This window comes from Paraglaciecola sp. (assembly GCF_039943935.1).
Taxonomy (GTDB): domain Bacteria; phylum Pseudomonadota; class Gammaproteobacteria; order Enterobacterales; family Alteromonadaceae; genus Paraglaciecola.
In genome coordinates this window covers 295596-311196 of record NZ_JBDUZQ010000020.1, presented here as the reverse complement: position 1 = coordinate 311196, position 15601 = coordinate 295596, and the positions used below count along the sequence as shown (strand labels likewise).

At 38.1% G+C, this 15601-nt stretch carries 14 protein-coding genes; 6 read left to right on the top strand and 8 right to left on the bottom strand.

The features are described 5' to 3' along the window. Positions 1 to 23: 23 nt before the first annotated feature. Positions 24 to 1676 (bottom strand): phosphoglucomutase (alpha-D-glucose-1,6-bisphosphate-dependent), encoded by a 1653-nt coding sequence (gene pgm / locus ABJD71_RS11905; protein ID WP_348169290.1) that lies wholly within the window; start codon positions 1674 to 1676, stop codon positions 24 to 26. A gap of 18 nt (positions 1677 to 1694) precedes the next feature. After that, the gene (locus ABJD71_RS11900) at positions 1695 to 2249 is read right to left on the bottom strand and encodes a Negative modulator of initiation of replication (protein ID WP_348169287.1); all 555 of its coding nucleotides are present in this window, start codon (positions 2247 to 2249) and stop codon (positions 1695 to 1697) included. Between the two features lie 160 nt (positions 2250 to 2409). Between ABJD71_RS11900 and ABJD71_RS11895 the strand changes: the two genes are divergently transcribed. From ABJD71_RS11895 to ABJD71_RS11880, 4 genes are all read left to right on the top strand, one after another. Further along, complete coding sequence (locus ABJD71_RS11895; RefSeq protein ID WP_348169388.1) at positions 2410 to 3330, top strand: MoxR family ATPase; 921 nt, start codon at positions 2410 to 2412, stop codon at positions 3328 to 3330. Positions 3331 to 3342: 12 nt separating this feature from the next. Then, positions 3343 to 4362 carry a DUF58 domain-containing protein gene (locus tag ABJD71_RS11890; protein WP_348169284.1) on the top strand — a complete coding sequence of 340 codons (1020 nt, stop codon included), beginning with the start codon at positions 3343 to 3345 and terminating at the stop codon, positions 4360 to 4362. Between the two features lie 3 nt (positions 4363 to 4365). After that, positions 4366 to 6462 carry a DUF3488 and transglutaminase-like domain-containing protein gene (locus ABJD71_RS11885; RefSeq protein WP_348169281.1) on the top strand — a complete coding sequence of 699 codons (2097 nt, stop codon included), beginning with the start codon at positions 4366 to 4368 and terminating at the stop codon, positions 6460 to 6462. Between the two features lie 109 nt (positions 6463 to 6571). After that, entirely contained in the window at positions 6572 to 8158 is a 1587-nt protein-coding gene (locus ABJD71_RS11880) for an ABC-F family ATPase (RefSeq protein ID WP_348169278.1), read from the top strand. 606 nt (positions 8159 to 8764) lie between these two features. Here ABJD71_RS11880 and ABJD71_RS11875 read toward each other — a convergent pair. Continuing rightward, positions 8765 to 8890 carry a hypothetical protein gene (locus tag ABJD71_RS11875; RefSeq protein WP_275404729.1) on the bottom strand — a complete coding sequence of 42 codons (126 nt, stop codon included), beginning with the start codon at positions 8888 to 8890 and terminating at the stop codon, positions 8765 to 8767. Between the two features lie 435 nt (positions 8891 to 9325). Between ABJD71_RS11875 and ABJD71_RS11870 the strand changes: the two genes are divergently transcribed. After that, positions 9326 to 9799, top strand: a complete 474-nt coding sequence (locus tag ABJD71_RS11870; RefSeq protein ID WP_348169275.1) for an NYN domain-containing protein — start codon at positions 9326 to 9328, stop codon at positions 9797 to 9799. 70 nt (positions 9800 to 9869) lie between these two features. On the opposite strand, the gene ABJD71_RS11865 is transcribed toward ABJD71_RS11870, so the two are convergent. From ABJD71_RS11865 to ABJD71_RS11850, 4 genes are all read right to left on the bottom strand, one after another. Next, positions 9870 to 11684, bottom strand: a complete 1815-nt coding sequence (locus ABJD71_RS11865; RefSeq protein ID WP_348169272.1) for a ferrous iron transporter B — start codon at positions 11682 to 11684, stop codon at positions 9870 to 9872. A gap of 81 nt (positions 11685 to 11765) precedes the next feature. Next, positions 11766 to 12005: a FeoA family protein gene (locus ABJD71_RS11860; RefSeq protein WP_348169269.1), complete on the bottom strand. Its 240-nt coding sequence runs from the start codon at positions 12003 to 12005 to the stop codon at positions 11766 to 11768. A gap of 87 nt (positions 12006 to 12092) precedes the next feature. Further along, the gene (locus tag ABJD71_RS11855; RefSeq protein WP_348169266.1) at positions 12093 to 13436 is read right to left on the bottom strand and encodes a 3-deoxy-7-phosphoheptulonate synthase class II; all 1344 of its coding nucleotides are present in this window, start codon (positions 13434 to 13436) and stop codon (positions 12093 to 12095) included. A gap of 135 nt (positions 13437 to 13571) precedes the next feature. After that, positions 13572 to 14042, bottom strand: coding sequence for a low molecular weight protein-tyrosine-phosphatase (locus tag ABJD71_RS11850; protein WP_348169263.1), 471 nt, complete (start codon positions 14040 to 14042; stop codon positions 13572 to 13574). Positions 14043 to 14139: 97 nt separating this feature from the next. Here ABJD71_RS11850 and pepE point away from each other — a divergent pair, with 97 nt between their 5' ends. Continuing rightward, complete coding sequence (gene pepE, locus ABJD71_RS11845; protein ID WP_348169260.1) at positions 14140 to 14835, top strand: dipeptidase PepE; 696 nt, start codon at positions 14140 to 14142, stop codon at positions 14833 to 14835. Between the two features lie 38 nt (positions 14836 to 14873). Here pepE and bioD read toward each other — a convergent pair whose 3' ends face one another. After that, positions 14874 to 15599 carry a dethiobiotin synthase gene (gene bioD, locus ABJD71_RS11840; protein WP_348169257.1) on the bottom strand — a complete coding sequence of 242 codons (726 nt, stop codon included), beginning with the start codon at positions 15597 to 15599 and terminating at the stop codon, positions 14874 to 14876. Positions 15600 to 15601 lie beyond the last annotated feature (2 nt).

Here is a 15601-nt window from a genome sequence, read left to right as displayed (position 1 = left end):
TTTTACTTTTACTGCTTTTCCAATTATACGTTTGCAGACTTAAAAACGCTTTCAACTAAAGCCTGCGCTTCTTTCACTAATAAAGCTAAATGCTCCTCACCATTAAAACTTTCGGCATATATTTTATAAATATCTTCTGTACCTGATGGACGAGCAGCAAACCAACCATTTTCAGTGCTGACTTTTACTCCACCTATAGCCGCATTGTTACCAGGTGCGTGAGTCTGAATGTTGATAATGACCTCGCCTGCTAATTCTTTAGATTGGATAACGCTTTTGTCCATTTTGCTCAACACTTGCTTTTGAGCGTGAGAGGCAGCCACATCAATGCGAGTATAAACAGGTGCAGAGAATTGCTCAGTAAGGGCTTGATAATGCTCACCAGGATCTTTCCCTGTAACAGCAATGATTTCAGCCGCCAACAAACATAAAATAATGCCATCTTTGTCCGTCGCCCAAGGTTTACCATTGCGACGTAAAAAGATGCCACCAGCACTCTCTTCACCTGCAAAACCAATTTCACTACCTAATAAACCTTGCACAAACCATTTGAATCCAACAGGCATCTCAGCGATTTCTTTGCCCAAGCCTTTGACCACACGATCAATCATACTGCTTGAAACTAACGTTTTACCTACTTTGATATTCTCTGGCCACTGGGTTCGGTGTTTATATAGATATTGAATTGCCACAGCTAAATAATGATTTGGATTCATTAAGCCGCTTTTGCGGGTAACTATACCGTGACGGTCAAAGTCAGGGTCATTACCAAAAGCCACATCAAACTTATCTTTTAAATCGATCAGGCCTGCCATTGCATAGGGTGATGAACAATCCATTCTAATTTTGCCGTCTTTATCACGGCGCATAAATGCAAATTGTTGATCTACATTGCGATTTACAACTTCGATATTCAACCCATATCTTTTAGCTATTCGATCCCAATATCCTAAACCTGCACCGCCTAATGGGTCAGTACCTAAAACTAAACCAGCTTTTTTAATCGCTTCCATATCAATAACGTCGCCTAACTGGGCAATGTAATTCTCTGCAAAATCGATTTCTGTTACGAAGTCTGACGCATAAGCATCATTCAAGCTGATACGCTTAACATCACTTAAATCATTATCAATAATATCATTAGCACGTTGTTGTATTACATTGGTCACATCGCTATCTGCTGGCCCACCGTGTGGAGGGTTATATTTAAAGCCGCCGTCTTCAGGTGGATTATGTGAAGGAGTAATTACCACACCATCCCCTATTAGTTCAGCGTCACTTGTATTAAATTCTAATATGGCATGTGAAATGACTGGAGTCGGAGTATAGCCTCTACTCTCTTGCACCACTATAGACACTCCATTAGCCGCAAGTACTTCTACAGCAGTAGAAAACGCAGCCTCAGACAAAGCATGTGTATCCATACCCATAAACAATGGCCCAGTAATTCCTTTTTCTTTACGAAATTCTGCCAAAGACTGACAAATCGCGGCGATATGCGTGTCGTTAAACGTGCACAATAAAGAACTTCCACGGTGCCCAGACGTCCCAAAAGAAACAGCTTGTGTGCTATCGCCCTTGGTAGGTTTATCGGTGTAATAAGCACTTGTTAATTTTGCGACGTTAACTAATTGTTGCTTAGATGCGGGTTTTCCAGCTTCAGGGTGCAGAGCCATAATGATCCTTATAATTTATTATATGTGTTCAGGTGCAAAAACTGCGATTAAACGCTCGATTTGTGATCCATCAAATCCCATTGTGTGTGCCACTTCCTTTAGCATATTGATCTTCTTAACGGTATTGTTATTGGTGATGACCCAATATTCTGAACCAGGAACATTTTTAGGGTTTGTACTACTACCCGTTTCCAATAATGTTTCTTTGCTTGTAGCAAAATAGGTTCTATTTCGCCCACTCATTCCTAGTACTTTACTAAACAGCCCTTGATGATGTTTGTGAATAATTGATAAAACTAATAACCAACGTTCTACCATCTTGGGAATTGCTTCAAGTTGTTGACCTTGTAATTCATCAAACACCGCTACTGCTTGACATTGTCCATGAGAAAGCTCTTCACTTGGAATATCTAGTGGAGCCTCTTTCTCTACTCTTGAAATCTTTGTTGATGAAGGTTTGCTATCACTCGGCATAACAAGACGCCTTAAAATATCTGAAGCGCTTTCACCTATATCTTGGGTTTGAGAAGCGATGAAATGATATAAATCATCATCTATCTGAATACTTTTCATTAAATTCTTTTTATTAAAACAACATAGAACTCAATTATACGGATTGATGCGATCAATTCACCGATTAATTTAAAATCATACCCAAGTATCAGTAAAATAATCTGAAAACACATTTACTTAAGCTAGAATAATTTTCCTAAGTTAACCATTTATGTCCTCAATGAAACAAAACCAACTATCAAATGTTACCAACACTATTTGCCAAGTTCTTATTGGAAAACAAATACAAGTAAAACTTGCGCTGACTTGCTTAATTGCAGATGGACATTTGTTAATTGAAGACCTTCCAGGTATGGGTAAAACCACTCTTTCTCATACGCTAGCCCATGTATTGGGCTTACAATATTCTCGTATTCAATTTACCTCGGATTTATTACCTGCAGATATGCTGGGTATTAATATTTTTGACAATAAGGAACAAGAATTTCAGTTTCATCCTGGACCTGTTTTTAGTCAATTAGTTTTAGCTGATGAAATTAACCGTGCCAGTCCCAAAACGCAAAGTGCATTGCTAGAGGCTATGGAAGAGGGGCAAGTTAGTTTAGATGGTAAAACGCATACACTGCCTAAGCCTTTCTTTGTTATTGGAACACAAAACCCCCAACACCAATCAGGAACGTATCCACTACCAGAGTCTCAATTGGATCGTTTCTTAATGCGCATTCAATTGGGGTACCCAGACAAAGAAGCTGAAAAAAGTATGCTGACTGCTATGGTTAGTGAAAACAAGTCAATTACCCCCCCAATAATAACACTTAATGATTTTTTGCAAGCCCAGACAACAGCAACTAAGGTGCATGCATCTGATGATATTTTGAATTACATTTTAGCTTTAGTCACCTTTAGCCGTGAGAGTAATCAATTTGCAAACCCTTTATCTCCAAGAGCAACGAAAGCACTTTTAAGGGCGGCCAAAGCTTGGGCCTATTTACATTACAGAGACTATTTAATACCAGAAGATGTTCAAGCTGTTTTACCCTCGGTTGCCGAGCATAGGCTACGTAGTGCTTCAAGTGATTTTAGTACTCAAGGTAGCTTGAGTAAAATACTCTTGGAAGCCATAGACCCAATCGCTTTTTAATTGCATGTAACTATGTCAATAATTCAACGTCAATTTGATAAATGGTTAGACAAACGTATTCCAACGGCTAATCAATTCCAACTTAATCATAAAAATATATTTATTTTCCCTTCTAAATTTGGCTTTCTATTTTTAGGGCTGTGCAGTTTACTATTTCTACTCGGTACCAATTACCAAAATAACCTTATGTTGTTACTTTGTTATTTTTTAATCTCAATCTTTTTGGTCACCCTACTGACAAGTTATGCCAACTTTGCAAAGATTCATCTGCATATAGGTAAAACCCCTGAAGTTTTTTTAGGTGATAATTTACACCTACCGATGTGGCTAAATGCAGACCCCAAGGTTCTGCCACCAAGTGGATTAATTCGATTTAAATTTAACATTAATACAATAAAAAATGATAAGACTAAAAATCCTGATAAGGACGGCACTCAAATAGATGGCAATAATTTTTCTAACCCCGTTACATTAAATCAACTCTGCAACCAAAGAGGCAAGATAACTTTGCCTAGAGTCACCATAGAAAGCTTTTATCCATTGGGGCTATATCGTTGTTGGACTCATTTATCCTTCGCTAATGACATCACTGTATTTCCTAAACTTTTACCATGTGACATAGTATTGTTTTCTAAAAGTCACAAGGAATCGAATGAACCAGGACAAACCGTTTATCAGTCATTAGGCCAGGACGATTTCTCCCATCTCAAAAATTATCAATTAGGTGAGCCCTTAAACCATGTAGCGTGGAAACAACTAGCCAAAGGTAGAGGCATGGTAAGTAAACAGTTCACATCTGAAGCAAACCATATCGGGTGGCTTAGTTTAATACATACAACTGCTCCATTGCTTTTACCTATTTCTGACAAACTAGAAATAAAACTAAGCAAACTATGTTATCAAGTCACCGAATTAAGTAGAAACAATCAAACATTTGGCTTAGACCTTGGGGAGACTATAATTCCTCCTAGTTCAGGGGCTGCTCACCGTTTAAAATGTTTAACTGCTTTAGCTACTTATGGTGAGCATTAATTTATGCTTACCCCCCGAAGTCCGATTGAAAAACTCTCAGCTAAACACTCAGTGAAAAGTATCACCTTACTTATATTGGCGATTACACTAACCTTGGTTAGCTTGAGCTTGTATGAATCTGTTTTTACTTGGGTAATATTAATTATTGGTTGTAGTGGCGTTATCAGGAGCACAATCTACTTTCAATATTATAAACACCTTCCCACCATTCGAACCTTAAACTTACTAGCTTTACTTAGTATATTAGGGTTGGTCTATTCTAGCTTGAATGAAGGATTATTGTTGATAATGGTTAACTTACTTGTATTGGCCTGTGCGTTAAAGCTTATGCAAGCAAGAAACCAAAGAGACGTTTATCAATTAGTTAGTAGTTTGTTTTTTGTAATAGGGTGTGGTTTTATCTTTAATCAATCTATTGGGTTTTATATTTTCTATACCCTAATGAGTATAACCCTACTAGTTAGCCTAGCGTGTTTTCAAGCGCCAAGCCTATCAATACAAAAACAATGTAAAACAGCCCTGAAGCTGAGTTTTCAAGCACTCCCAATCTGTATTTTAATGTTTTTAGCGCTACCCCACCTGCCTCCACTATGGCAAGTTCCTGCATCTAAGAGTTTTCAAACAGGTCTGACGGATAATATTACACCTGGTGACATTGCTGAGTTATCTCAATCGAGTGACCTAGCGTTTAGAGCAACCTTTCAAGGAGCCGTACCTAATTCTAAAGATAGGTACTGGCGCGCCATTGTATTGGAAGACTTTGATGGTAAAACGTGGAGTATTGCCCCTTTTCGTAAGAAGGTTCAACAGCAGTTAAAGTTACAAAACAAAGTGTTTTCCCCAGTTATTGTTGGGCCTAGTACAGACTATCAAGTAATAGCAGAGCCTACTCACCAAAACTGGTTATACGCATTAGACTTAGCCATTCCCAATAATGTTAAAAGTACTAATGATATTTGGCAAAGCTCAGACTATCAGTTGATTAGCAACCAAACATTACTGAGTAAATATGAATATTCTGTGCGCTCTTATCCACAAGCAATGGCACATCAAAAGTTTACCCAAGTAGATCAACGTCTCAATGTAAACGTTCCAGAGGAAGGTAATAGGAAAACACAACGCTGGGTGGCCGAACAACGAAAATTAAACACATCTGATGATGAATTCATCCAAGCTGTATTAGCCTACTTTACACAACAACCTTTCGTTTATACCTTGCGCCCTAAGTTAATGTTGAGCGATTCTATAGATTTGTTTTTGTTTGATAATCAGGCTGGGTTCTGTAGCCACTATGCTAGCGCACTTGCATATATGTTACGTTTAGGAAATGTTCCCGCACGAGTCGTAACAGGTTATCAGGGAGGAGAGCTAATTAAAGAAAGCAACCAAGCACCCTATTTGAGTGTATATCAATACGATGCTCATGCTTGGGTTGAAGCATGGACCGAACAACATGGCTGGCAGCGATTCGACCCAACAGCTTTAGTAGCACCAGATCGAATTGAATTTGGTTTACAACAAGCAATGAAACAAGAAGGGAGTTTTTTGGCTGGATCGCCATTTTCGTTGGCTAGAATGTCAAATGTAGTTTGGCTTAACAATGTTAGATTATTTCTAACAGACTTAGATTACGACTGGAGTCGCTTTGTTTTGGGCTTTAACGAGGATAAACAAAAAGATTTATTCAAAAGTATTCTAGGAAAAATAACACCAGACAGGTTATCTATTTTAGGATTAAGCACTGTTACGCTTATCGCCCTATTACTTTGTTTGTTTTTTTTACCTCATTGCTTAAGAAATAGAATGAGCACCACACAAAGGATTTATTTTAAAGCATTGAAAATTTTTGAAAGCTCAGGAACAAACCGTCCTGCATGGCAAGCACCATTAAGCTTTAGTGAAGCAGTAAAGCAACAGTACCCAGCCCCCGTTAGTAACGCTTTTACTCAAATCACCCAGCTTTATTTGCGTATGCAATATCAAGATACCGATAAACATAAAAATTCTGTTTTAAATTCCAAGCTCACCCATAAATTGATGCGTAATCACTTACAAAAACTCAAAAAAGAAATAATAAAAAATAATAAAAGCCCCCTTTAGTTTAATCGCTAGCCAATTAAATTTATGGCATAATTTGCGCCGAATTTCACTGCCTGCTTAGATTATAGACAGTGCCTTACCCATAAACATTATTTATAGAGAATTGCCCGTGCTTACCACTGCTAATATCACAATACAATTTGGCGCAAAGCCTTTATTTGAAAACGTATCTGCCAAATTTGGAAATGGAAATAAATACGGCCTAATTGGCGCAAATGGTTGTGGTAAGTCAACCTTTATGAAAATAATTGGTGGAGATTTAGAAGCCACTGCTGGAAACGTATCCATTGACCCAGGAGAGCGAATCGGTAAGCTGAAGCAAGACCAATTTGCCTATGAAGAATATAGTGTTATCGATACGGTTGTAATGGGGCATAACGAATTATGGGCAGTAAAATCTGAACGAGATGCCATCTATGCGAATCCTGAAATGACTGAAGAAGACGGCATTCGGGTTGCAGATTTAGAGTCTGAGTTTGCAGAAATGGACGGCTACACAGCAGAATCGAGAGCTGGAGAGTTATTAATTGGTGTTGGTATTCCTGTTGAACAACACTTTGGCCCGATGAGTGAAATTGCACCGGGTTGGAAACTAAGGGTTTTATTAGCTCAAGTGCTATTTTCAGATCCGGATATCATGCTCTTAGATGAGCCTACCAATAACCTGGATATTAATACCATTCGTTGGTTAGAGACCGTTTTAAACGAACGTAACTGCACCATGATTATCATTTCCCATGATAGACATTTCTTAAATTCTGTTTGCACACATATGGCCGATATCGATTACGGCGAAATACGCTTATTCTCAGGAAATTACGATGAATACATGATGGCGTCGACCCAAGCACGCGAACGTTTATTGTCCGATAATGCCAAGAAAAAAGCACAGATATCTGAGCTAAAAGCTTTTGTAAGTCGCTTTTCTGCAAATGCTTCAAAATCGAAACAAGCTACTTCCAGGGCCAGACAAATAGATAAAATTCAACTAGACGAAGTCAAACCTTCTAGCCGACAAAACCCCTTTATTCGTTTTGAAGAAACTAAAAAATTACACCGCCTAGCATTAGAGGTTGAAGGTCTATCTAAACGATATGACGAAGAGTTATACAAAGGGTTAGAACTAATGATCGAAGTGGGTGAACGCGTTGCGGTTATAGGACCAAACGGGGTAGGTAAAACCACTTTATTAAAATGTTTAGTGGGTGATACTGAGCTGTCCGCAGGAACAGTTAAGTGGTCAGATAATGCCAATATTGGATATTATGCTCAAGATCATGCAGAAGATTTTGAAGAAGAAAAGACCCTTATGGACTGGATGTATCAATGGGCCCAGGAAGGTGATGATGAACAAGTAATGAGGGGCACATTAGGCCGATTGCTATTTTCACAGAATGACATCAATAAATCAGTTAAGGTCATATCTGGTGGTGAACAAGGACGCATGTTATTTGGTAAATTAATGCTACAAAAACCCAACATCTTAGTAATGGATGAGCCTACTAACCACTTAGATATGGAATCTATTGAGTCACTTAACTTAGCACTAGAGAACTATAAAGGTACCTTGGTATTTGTAAGCCATGATAGAGAGTTTGTATCCTCTCTAGCAACTCGTATTATAGATATTCAACCTGACGGTATAGTAGACTTTAAAGGCGATTACGAAAGTTACCTGGCCAGTCAAGGGATGTAATAGTAAAACACTAACTACTGCAGCACCTTTTACATTTAATACCCGAAAAGCATCCATACAAACGGATGCTTTTTCAATAAAATATCAAACACATTTAACCGTCATTCCTCTCGCCTAACTTAAGTCATCAATTTCGTATCAATACCTAAAGATAAACGACATTGCCCAAATAAGGCTTTTAGAAGTCATATTCTATGCTCTATTTAGACCTTTTACTTCAAGTGCTATAGATTACCTACATTAACAACACCAAGCTTGAATCAAACCAAGTCTATAATAGATTGCCCTTCCTGAACCTTCAAAACTGACATTTGAAATCTAGTATGCAGAGCCTAAAGGACTAGTAGAAAAGTTTATGATTAAAAGCGATCTAAATAGCATGAGCACCTACATTGTTAAGGCAGCCATTAAGTTGATAGCTAAGAGCTTCAATATGAAGTTGAAGAGTCTTTAACCAGTAGTTCCTAAAAATATTGCGCTTGAAACAAATGCATTAAAGATATTTAGGGTACAAGCTTATTGTTAGAAAAAGTAAATGTTATTGGGAAGGAATACATAATAAAAAAGCCACTTAACTATGTGTTAGGTGGCCTAGTTTGTTTATGGTTAGTGGATTTGAAGTAACCAGTCTACGAACAACCTAGCTTCCGAGGTATTCGAAAAGGTATTTGTTTGTTGCCCTGATACGTCGGCAAACACCACTTTTTGTTTATTCACAGATATGTTGTGCACTGGGCACTCCACACGGATCTGCGTTCCGTTATATGTATATGACATAATAAAACTCACTATAAAATGCAAAGTGCATATTTAAAAATAAGCTCATTACAGTTTTGACGATAACTAAAATTTACATTTTACTGCGCACTAGTACAAAAATTAACTGAGTGGCTAATATTGAATATTTCGTCGAACAATAATTCAGCTTGTTATTGTGATGATTTAGTTTTCAATCTAAATATCACGTTTTTAATGTTGGCTGACTGGATCAAAGAAAGACATAACATCGGAGGTTTGTATTGAGAGAGGTCAACAAACCAGCAATTAACTTAACCTGTTTTGATTTACTACGCAACTATTTATTAGACCTTTTAGTCAACTATTCATAAATTCTTTCGCCTACAAGCTGTTATTATTGTCTAAACCTTAAAATGTAGAGGCCTAAATTTGCAACGTATTGCTATTTTTGTAGATGTACAAAATATTTACTACACCACCCGCCAAGCTTACGGAAAACAATTTAACTACCGACGCTTTTGGCAACACTTAAACCATCAAGGGAATATAATTGTCGCTAACGCTTACGCCATAGACAAAGGCGATCAACAACAGCAAAAATTTCAAAGTGCTCTTAAACATATCGGTTTTGATGTAAAACTAAAACCCTACATACAGCGTAGCGATGGCTCTGCTAAAGGTGATTGGGACGTAGGAATTGCAATAGATGTATTAGAGGCAGCAGAAAATGTAGACACTATCGTCTTATTATCAGGGGATGGCGACTTTGATTTATTACTAAAAAAAGTAAATGAAAAATATGATTGCCAAACTGAGGTGTACGGTGTCCCAGAGCTAACTGCGAATTCACTGGTAAATGCTTGCCAAACATTTTTCAAGATAGATGAACACCTATTACTTTAATATCTTTAGAACTCATTAAAACTATCTAAAATTGCGATGTGACCTTAAGCCACATCGATAAGCTTTATATTTATAGTAAACTTGCAGCTAACCAAGCTAGGCAATATGCCAACACACCATAGGCAACAAATAATCCCCAGGCAATCTTTCTACTTCCTGTTTCAGCTTTTAAGGTGGCAACCGTCGCAACACACTGCAAGGCTAAGACATAAAACAACATTAAGCCAATACCTGCCCCCAGTGTTAGTCCATCAGCTTGAATATTAGCAGCGAGACCTGAGATGTTTTCATCCGCTCCTTCAATTCCAAATAATGTGCCTAGAGCTCCTACAAATACTTCTCGAGCTAAAAAAGAAACGAGAATAGCAACACCATAGCGCCAATCAAGACCAAGAGGCTCAAATATAGGTTCTATCCAATGACCTAACATAGCTAAATACGAAGACTGCAATACCCCGTTTTCTGGAAAATAACCCAAAAACCAAATAACAACAGATACCATAAAAATTACAGGGCCAGCACGTCTGACAAACTGTTTTGCACTAGTTAAGATTCTGTGACCCAAAGGCTTCCAATGAGGTAAGCGGTAAGTGGGTAACTCTAAAACAAACGGCATTTCAGCTTTATCTTTATCAACATCAGTTAACTTAGTCAGTAAAGTACTGACTAGTAGTGCGGTTAGGATCCCAATAAAATACAGTATAAAAAATGTAATCCCCTGTAAATTAACCACTCCACCCAAATAATGTGTATCGGGGATTAACACAGCAATTAGCAAGGCATACACGGGCAAACGAGCAGAACAAGACATTAGTGGAATAGTCATCATAGTGATCAACCTTTTACGAGGTGACTCTATTGTTCTAGCAGCCATAATGGCCGGTATAGCACAGGCATGTCCAGATAAATAAGGAATGAAACTCCTACCCGACAACCCAAAGTAACTTAAAGGTTTATGACATATTAGTGCAGCTCTGGCTAAATACCCCGAATCCTCCAAAAGCCCTATAACAAAAGTGAGCACCATTATTTGTGGAACAAAGACTAAGAATGACCCCACTCCACCAAATAAAGCATCAGTCACAAAATCATTCACCACACCATCTGGCAGAAAAATACTGACTTTAACGGCACTTTCAGCCAGAACCAATTCTACGAAGTCCATTAATGGACTTGCCCACGTAAATATACTTTGAAATAGCAAAAACATGATGGTTAAAAATATTACTCCACCCAACAGGTTATTTAGTAAAAATCCATCAATTCGATTTTGCTTTTTTAAGACTACATCAGCTTTTACACCATAACGTTTTGATAAAGTGCGGCTAATTTCTACTACAGAAGATTCATCATCGCTATGGAGTAAAGGTAAAAATTCCTGTGGATGTTTTGCAGCATCAATTAGGGCTAGCTTAAACTCGTGTAATCCAATGAGTGTTTTTGCAGATAAAGCAAATATGGCACATCCTAGATCAGCCGCTAATTTTTCAGTATCAATTTCATGCCCAAACCGTTGCACTTCATCAATCATATTCAAGGCAAATATAATACCTTTGTTATGTTGAAGAGCTAAATCTCGCACTTGTAACCCAAAGACTAAACTACTTTCTAACCGAGTCGCATCCAAATTACAAACAACAATCGACGTTTCATCACTAAGCATAGCCTCATGAAGTTTTTCAATTGCAAGCTCTTCGTCTCTCGATAAGCTTTTTAAAGAATAAGTACCGGGGAAATCGACCAATTTATACTGGTCAAACGCTCCACTTTTCAATTCAACAGTTACGCCAGGGAAGTTTGCAACTTTTTGTCGTAACCCTGTTAACTGATTAAATAGGAGACTTTTACCTGAGTTGGGTTTTCCAACCAAGATGATATTTTTCATTGAACGCCTTCACAATAGAAAGTGTGATAAAGAGGTAGCCTAAGGGGTGAACTAAATAGAAATAAAACCTAATAAAAAAAATTAACTAGCGCTAATATTGATACGGTTAGCTATATCTTGCTCTAACGAATAAACGCAATCGCCCAATTGTAAAACTAATGGACCTTTAAATGGGCTACGTCTTAAGCACTGAATATCTTGGCCTGACGAAAACCCCATTTCACTTAAACGCCTTTTAACTGATGGCATAAGAGTTGGATCTAAGCCATCAACCTTAGCTACTTGTTTCTTTTTAATGTCCCAAAGAGTTAATTGACTCATACTAAGTATCACAAATAGAAATCATTATTATTTATAACATTAGTGCCGTGTGAGTGCAATCAGTTACTCCCCCACGGCTGTGAGTTTTTAATTAGATCTTAAATGGTCTGCAACTAAAAATGCCATTTCTAACACCTGATCAGCGTTTAAGCGCGGATCACATTGCGTCTTGTATGCCTCAGCTAGGTCATCATCACCAATTTGATATGCGCCACCAGTACATTCAGTCACATGCTGGCCAGTCATTTCTAAGTGAATACCACCTGCGTGTGTTCCTTCAGCTTTATGGGCCGCAAAGAATTGTTTAATTTCTTTAAGAATCGCATCAAAATTTCTAGTTTTATAACCACTAGACGCTTTAAACGTGTTGCCATGCATCGGATCAGAGCTCCACACAACTTTACGCCCTTCTTCTTTAACCCTCCGTAACAATTTAGGAAGATTTGCTTCAAGATTATCTGCGCCCATTCTAGTAATGAGGGTTAATCGCCCCGCTTCGTTATTTGGGTTCAAGGCATCAATTAATTGAATTAATTCATCCTCTTGCATACTTGGGCCAACTTTTACGCCAATTGGATTATGAATACCTTTAAAGAACTCTAAGTGCGCATGATCTAACTGACGTGTACGCTCCCCAATCCATAACATATGAGCGGAGCAGTTGTACCAGTTACCTGTTAACGTATCAATTCTAGTAAGCGCTTGTTCATAATTTAGTAACAAGGCCTCATGAGACGTAAATAAACTCGTTTCGTGTAGAGTTGGGGTATTACTTGAATTAATCCCCATAACATCCATAAACTCTAGCGACTCTTGGATGCGCTTTGCCAAATCTTGGTAGCGACTCTTTAATGGATTGTTTTCAACAAACGCCATATTCCATCGGTTAACTTCGTGTAAATCAGCCAAGCCACCTTGAGCAAATGCACGTAGTAAATTAAGCGTAGATGCCCCACGGTGATAAGCTTCTATCATACGACTTGGGTCTGGCTCACGAGCATCTTTAGTGAATTCAAAGCTATTAATAATATCACCGCGATAGCTTGGCAAAGCCACGCCGTTTATAGTTTCAAAATCACCAGAACGAGGTTTCGCATATTGCCCCGCCATACGCGCAACTTTAGTAACCGGACATCGGCCTGCATAAGTAAGTACAATAGCCATTTGTAAAATAACTTTGAAGGTATCACGAATTTTTGGAGCATTAAACTCATCAAAAGATTCAGCACAATCACCACCTTGCAATAGAAAGCCTTTTCCTTCAGCTACATTTCCCAGTTGCTTAAACAGATCTCTAGTCTCAGCCGCAAATACCAATGGAGGATAACTACTTAGCTTACCTTCAACATCTTTTAGATGTACCTTATCTTGGTAAGTAGGTTGTTGTAAAATAGGCTTTGAACGCCAGCTATCTGGTTGCCATTGACTCACGATTGTTCCTCATAAATATCTAATAAAGTTAAAATAATAATCTTGGTTAAATGCTTGATAAAATTTGCAGGACGCAACATAAAGGCTCTGAGTTCAAAGATCAATCAATTACTCATTAGTATTGTAATAATCAATCTAACTAGCCTGTAATTGACCTATTAACCCAATGGCTCCCTCTTCAATTAAATCTAAGACATATTCAAAGCCTTTTTTGCCACCATAATAAGGATCAGGCACTTCCTTTTCTTGTAGATCAGCAAAACTAAGAAAAAGACGTACTTTATCTTGATGCTCTTTAGGGCATATTTCCAACAAGTGAGAAATATTTTTGTTATCCATTCCCAATATATAATCAAACGTCTCAAAATCCTGGGGTTCAACTTTTCGGCATTTTACCCCTTTAAAACTATATCCTCTTTCTAGGCCAATGGCTTGAGAGCGTTTGTCAGGTTCTGCTCCTGTGTGGTACCCAGCAGTACCTGCAGAATCTATCACTAGATCTAGATTTTGATCTTGGGCCATTTTTGTAAACACTGCTTCGGCACTTGGAGAACGACAAATATTCCCTAAACACACAAAAAGTACTGATGCTTTGCTCTTTGACATATCCCCCCGACCACCCGTTTGAATGTTGAAATTATTTATAGGCAAAGTATTTTAACTATCTATAATTATGCGTCCACTGCTAATAAGAAAAATTTAAATGAAAGTTTTAATGTTAAGTAGCTCTCGAAAGGGAAGTGAAGAATATCTCGAACACGCCAGACCTTTTATCACCGAACATATTAGAGATATTACAGACGTGTTATTCATTCCTTACGCAGGTGTTACGATAGGTTGGGACGAATACACCCAAAAAGTTCAAATGGCGCTACCTCATCTTAATATTAAAGGTATTCATGAATTTACTGACCCTATAAAAGCAGTGCAAAATGCAAACGTTATTTTTGTTGGTGGAGGCAATACTTTTAACTTGTTACATCAGCTATATAGACACAAGCTAACAACAGAAATTCAAAATCAAATTAAGCTAGGAATACCTTTTGTTGGCTGGAGCGCTGGTTCAAATATCTGTGGAGCCAGCATCCGAACAACTAATGATATGCCTATAGTGCAGCCCATTAGCTTTAATGCTCTAAATTTAGTGCCGTTTCAAATAAACCCTCACTACACAGACTACCAACCTCCAGGATACAATGGCGAATCAAGGGCTCAACGTATTCAAGAGTTTTGTGAACTAAACCCTAACATACCAGTCATTGGTATTCGTGAAGGAGGTGCCTTATTGTTACAAGACACTAGTTTAGTATTAGTAGGTGAATTAGACGGTGTAATATTCAAAGGTAAGTCACAAATAACCATCAAGCCTAAGCAACCTTTGGATGGGTATTTATGCTAATGGAGGTTAGCTTACGTTCAGGCAAAAATAATCAGTGCCTAGAGGCTCAGTAAACTAATATCTAAATAGTTAGCACATTCTTGAGGAGCGCCTAGTCTTGGAATACTACCTAACAAGGGCGCATCTATAAGAGTTTTTAGACTTTCAATATTTTCTTCTAAAAATGGCATATCAGATTCAATATGATTTGCTACCCAACCCGCTATTTTAAGCCCATCATTTTTTATAGACTCAGCTGTTAACACTGCATGGTTCAAACACCCTAACCGCAATCCAACCACAAGGATCACAGCGAGATTACGCTCTTTAACAAATTCAGATAAAAATTTTGGCTTCCCACTAAAATTCTCACCCAAAGGTAATCGCCAACCGCCAGCTCCTTCAGTAATCAGTACATCTGGCTTTTTGCCCATTAAATGTACGAACCCCTCTCTTACAAGATCAATAGAAATAAAAGACTCTTCTTCATTTAAGTTAAAATGCTTGGCAGCTAAGTGAGGTGCTATTGGCGCTTCAAATGTTAGAGGGTTCACTTCGTCGTAACTTAAATCCAAGCTAGAGTGAAGTTGTAAAGCTAAAGCATCTTCATTACGAAGCCCCTCATTAGTCAACCTGCAGCCTGCAGCGATAGGTTTATAGCCAGCAGTTTTATATTCTTTTTGTTTTAAAGCATGGAGCAAACCAACAGTTACAAAGGTTTTACCTACTTCCGTATCCGTGCCAGTAACAAAAAACGCTCGACTACTTGAAGAAATATGCCCCATAT

Excerpts from the sequence above, each read along its gene's own strand:
- pgm (WP_348169290.1), bottom strand. The coding sequence starts at position 1,676 with ATGGCTCTGCACCCTGAAGCTGGAAAACCCGCATCTAAGCAACAATTA.
- ABJD71_RS11900 (WP_348169287.1), bottom strand. The coding sequence starts at position 2,249 with ATGAAAAGTATTCAGATAGATGATGATTTATATCATTTCATCGCTTCT.
- ABJD71_RS11895 (WP_348169388.1), top strand. The coding sequence starts at position 2,410 with ATGAAACAAAACCAACTATCAAATGTTACCAACACTATTTGCCAAGTT.
- ABJD71_RS11890 (WP_348169284.1), top strand. The coding sequence starts at position 3,343 with ATGTCAATAATTCAACGTCAATTTGATAAATGGTTAGACAAACGTATT.
- ABJD71_RS11885 (WP_348169281.1), top strand. The coding sequence starts at position 4,366 with ATGCTTACCCCCCGAAGTCCGATTGAAAAACTCTCAGCTAAACACTCA.
- ABJD71_RS11865 (WP_348169272.1), bottom strand. The coding sequence starts at position 11,684 with ATGAAAAATATCATCTTGGTTGGAAAACCCAACTCAGGTAAAAGTCTC.
- ABJD71_RS11860 (WP_348169269.1), bottom strand. The coding sequence starts at position 12,005 with ATGAGTCAATTAACTCTTTGGGACATTAAAAAGAAACAAGTAGCTAAG.
- ABJD71_RS11850 (WP_348169263.1), bottom strand. The coding sequence starts at position 14,042 with ATGTCAAAGAGCAAAGCATCAGTACTTTTTGTGTGTTTAGGGAATATT.
- pepE (WP_348169260.1), top strand. The coding sequence starts at position 14,140 with ATGAAAGTTTTAATGTTAAGTAGCTCTCGAAAGGGAAGTGAAGAATAT.
- bioD (WP_348169257.1), bottom strand. The coding sequence starts at position 15,599 with ATGGGGCATATTTCTTCAAGTAGTCGAGCGTTTTTTGTTACTGGCACG.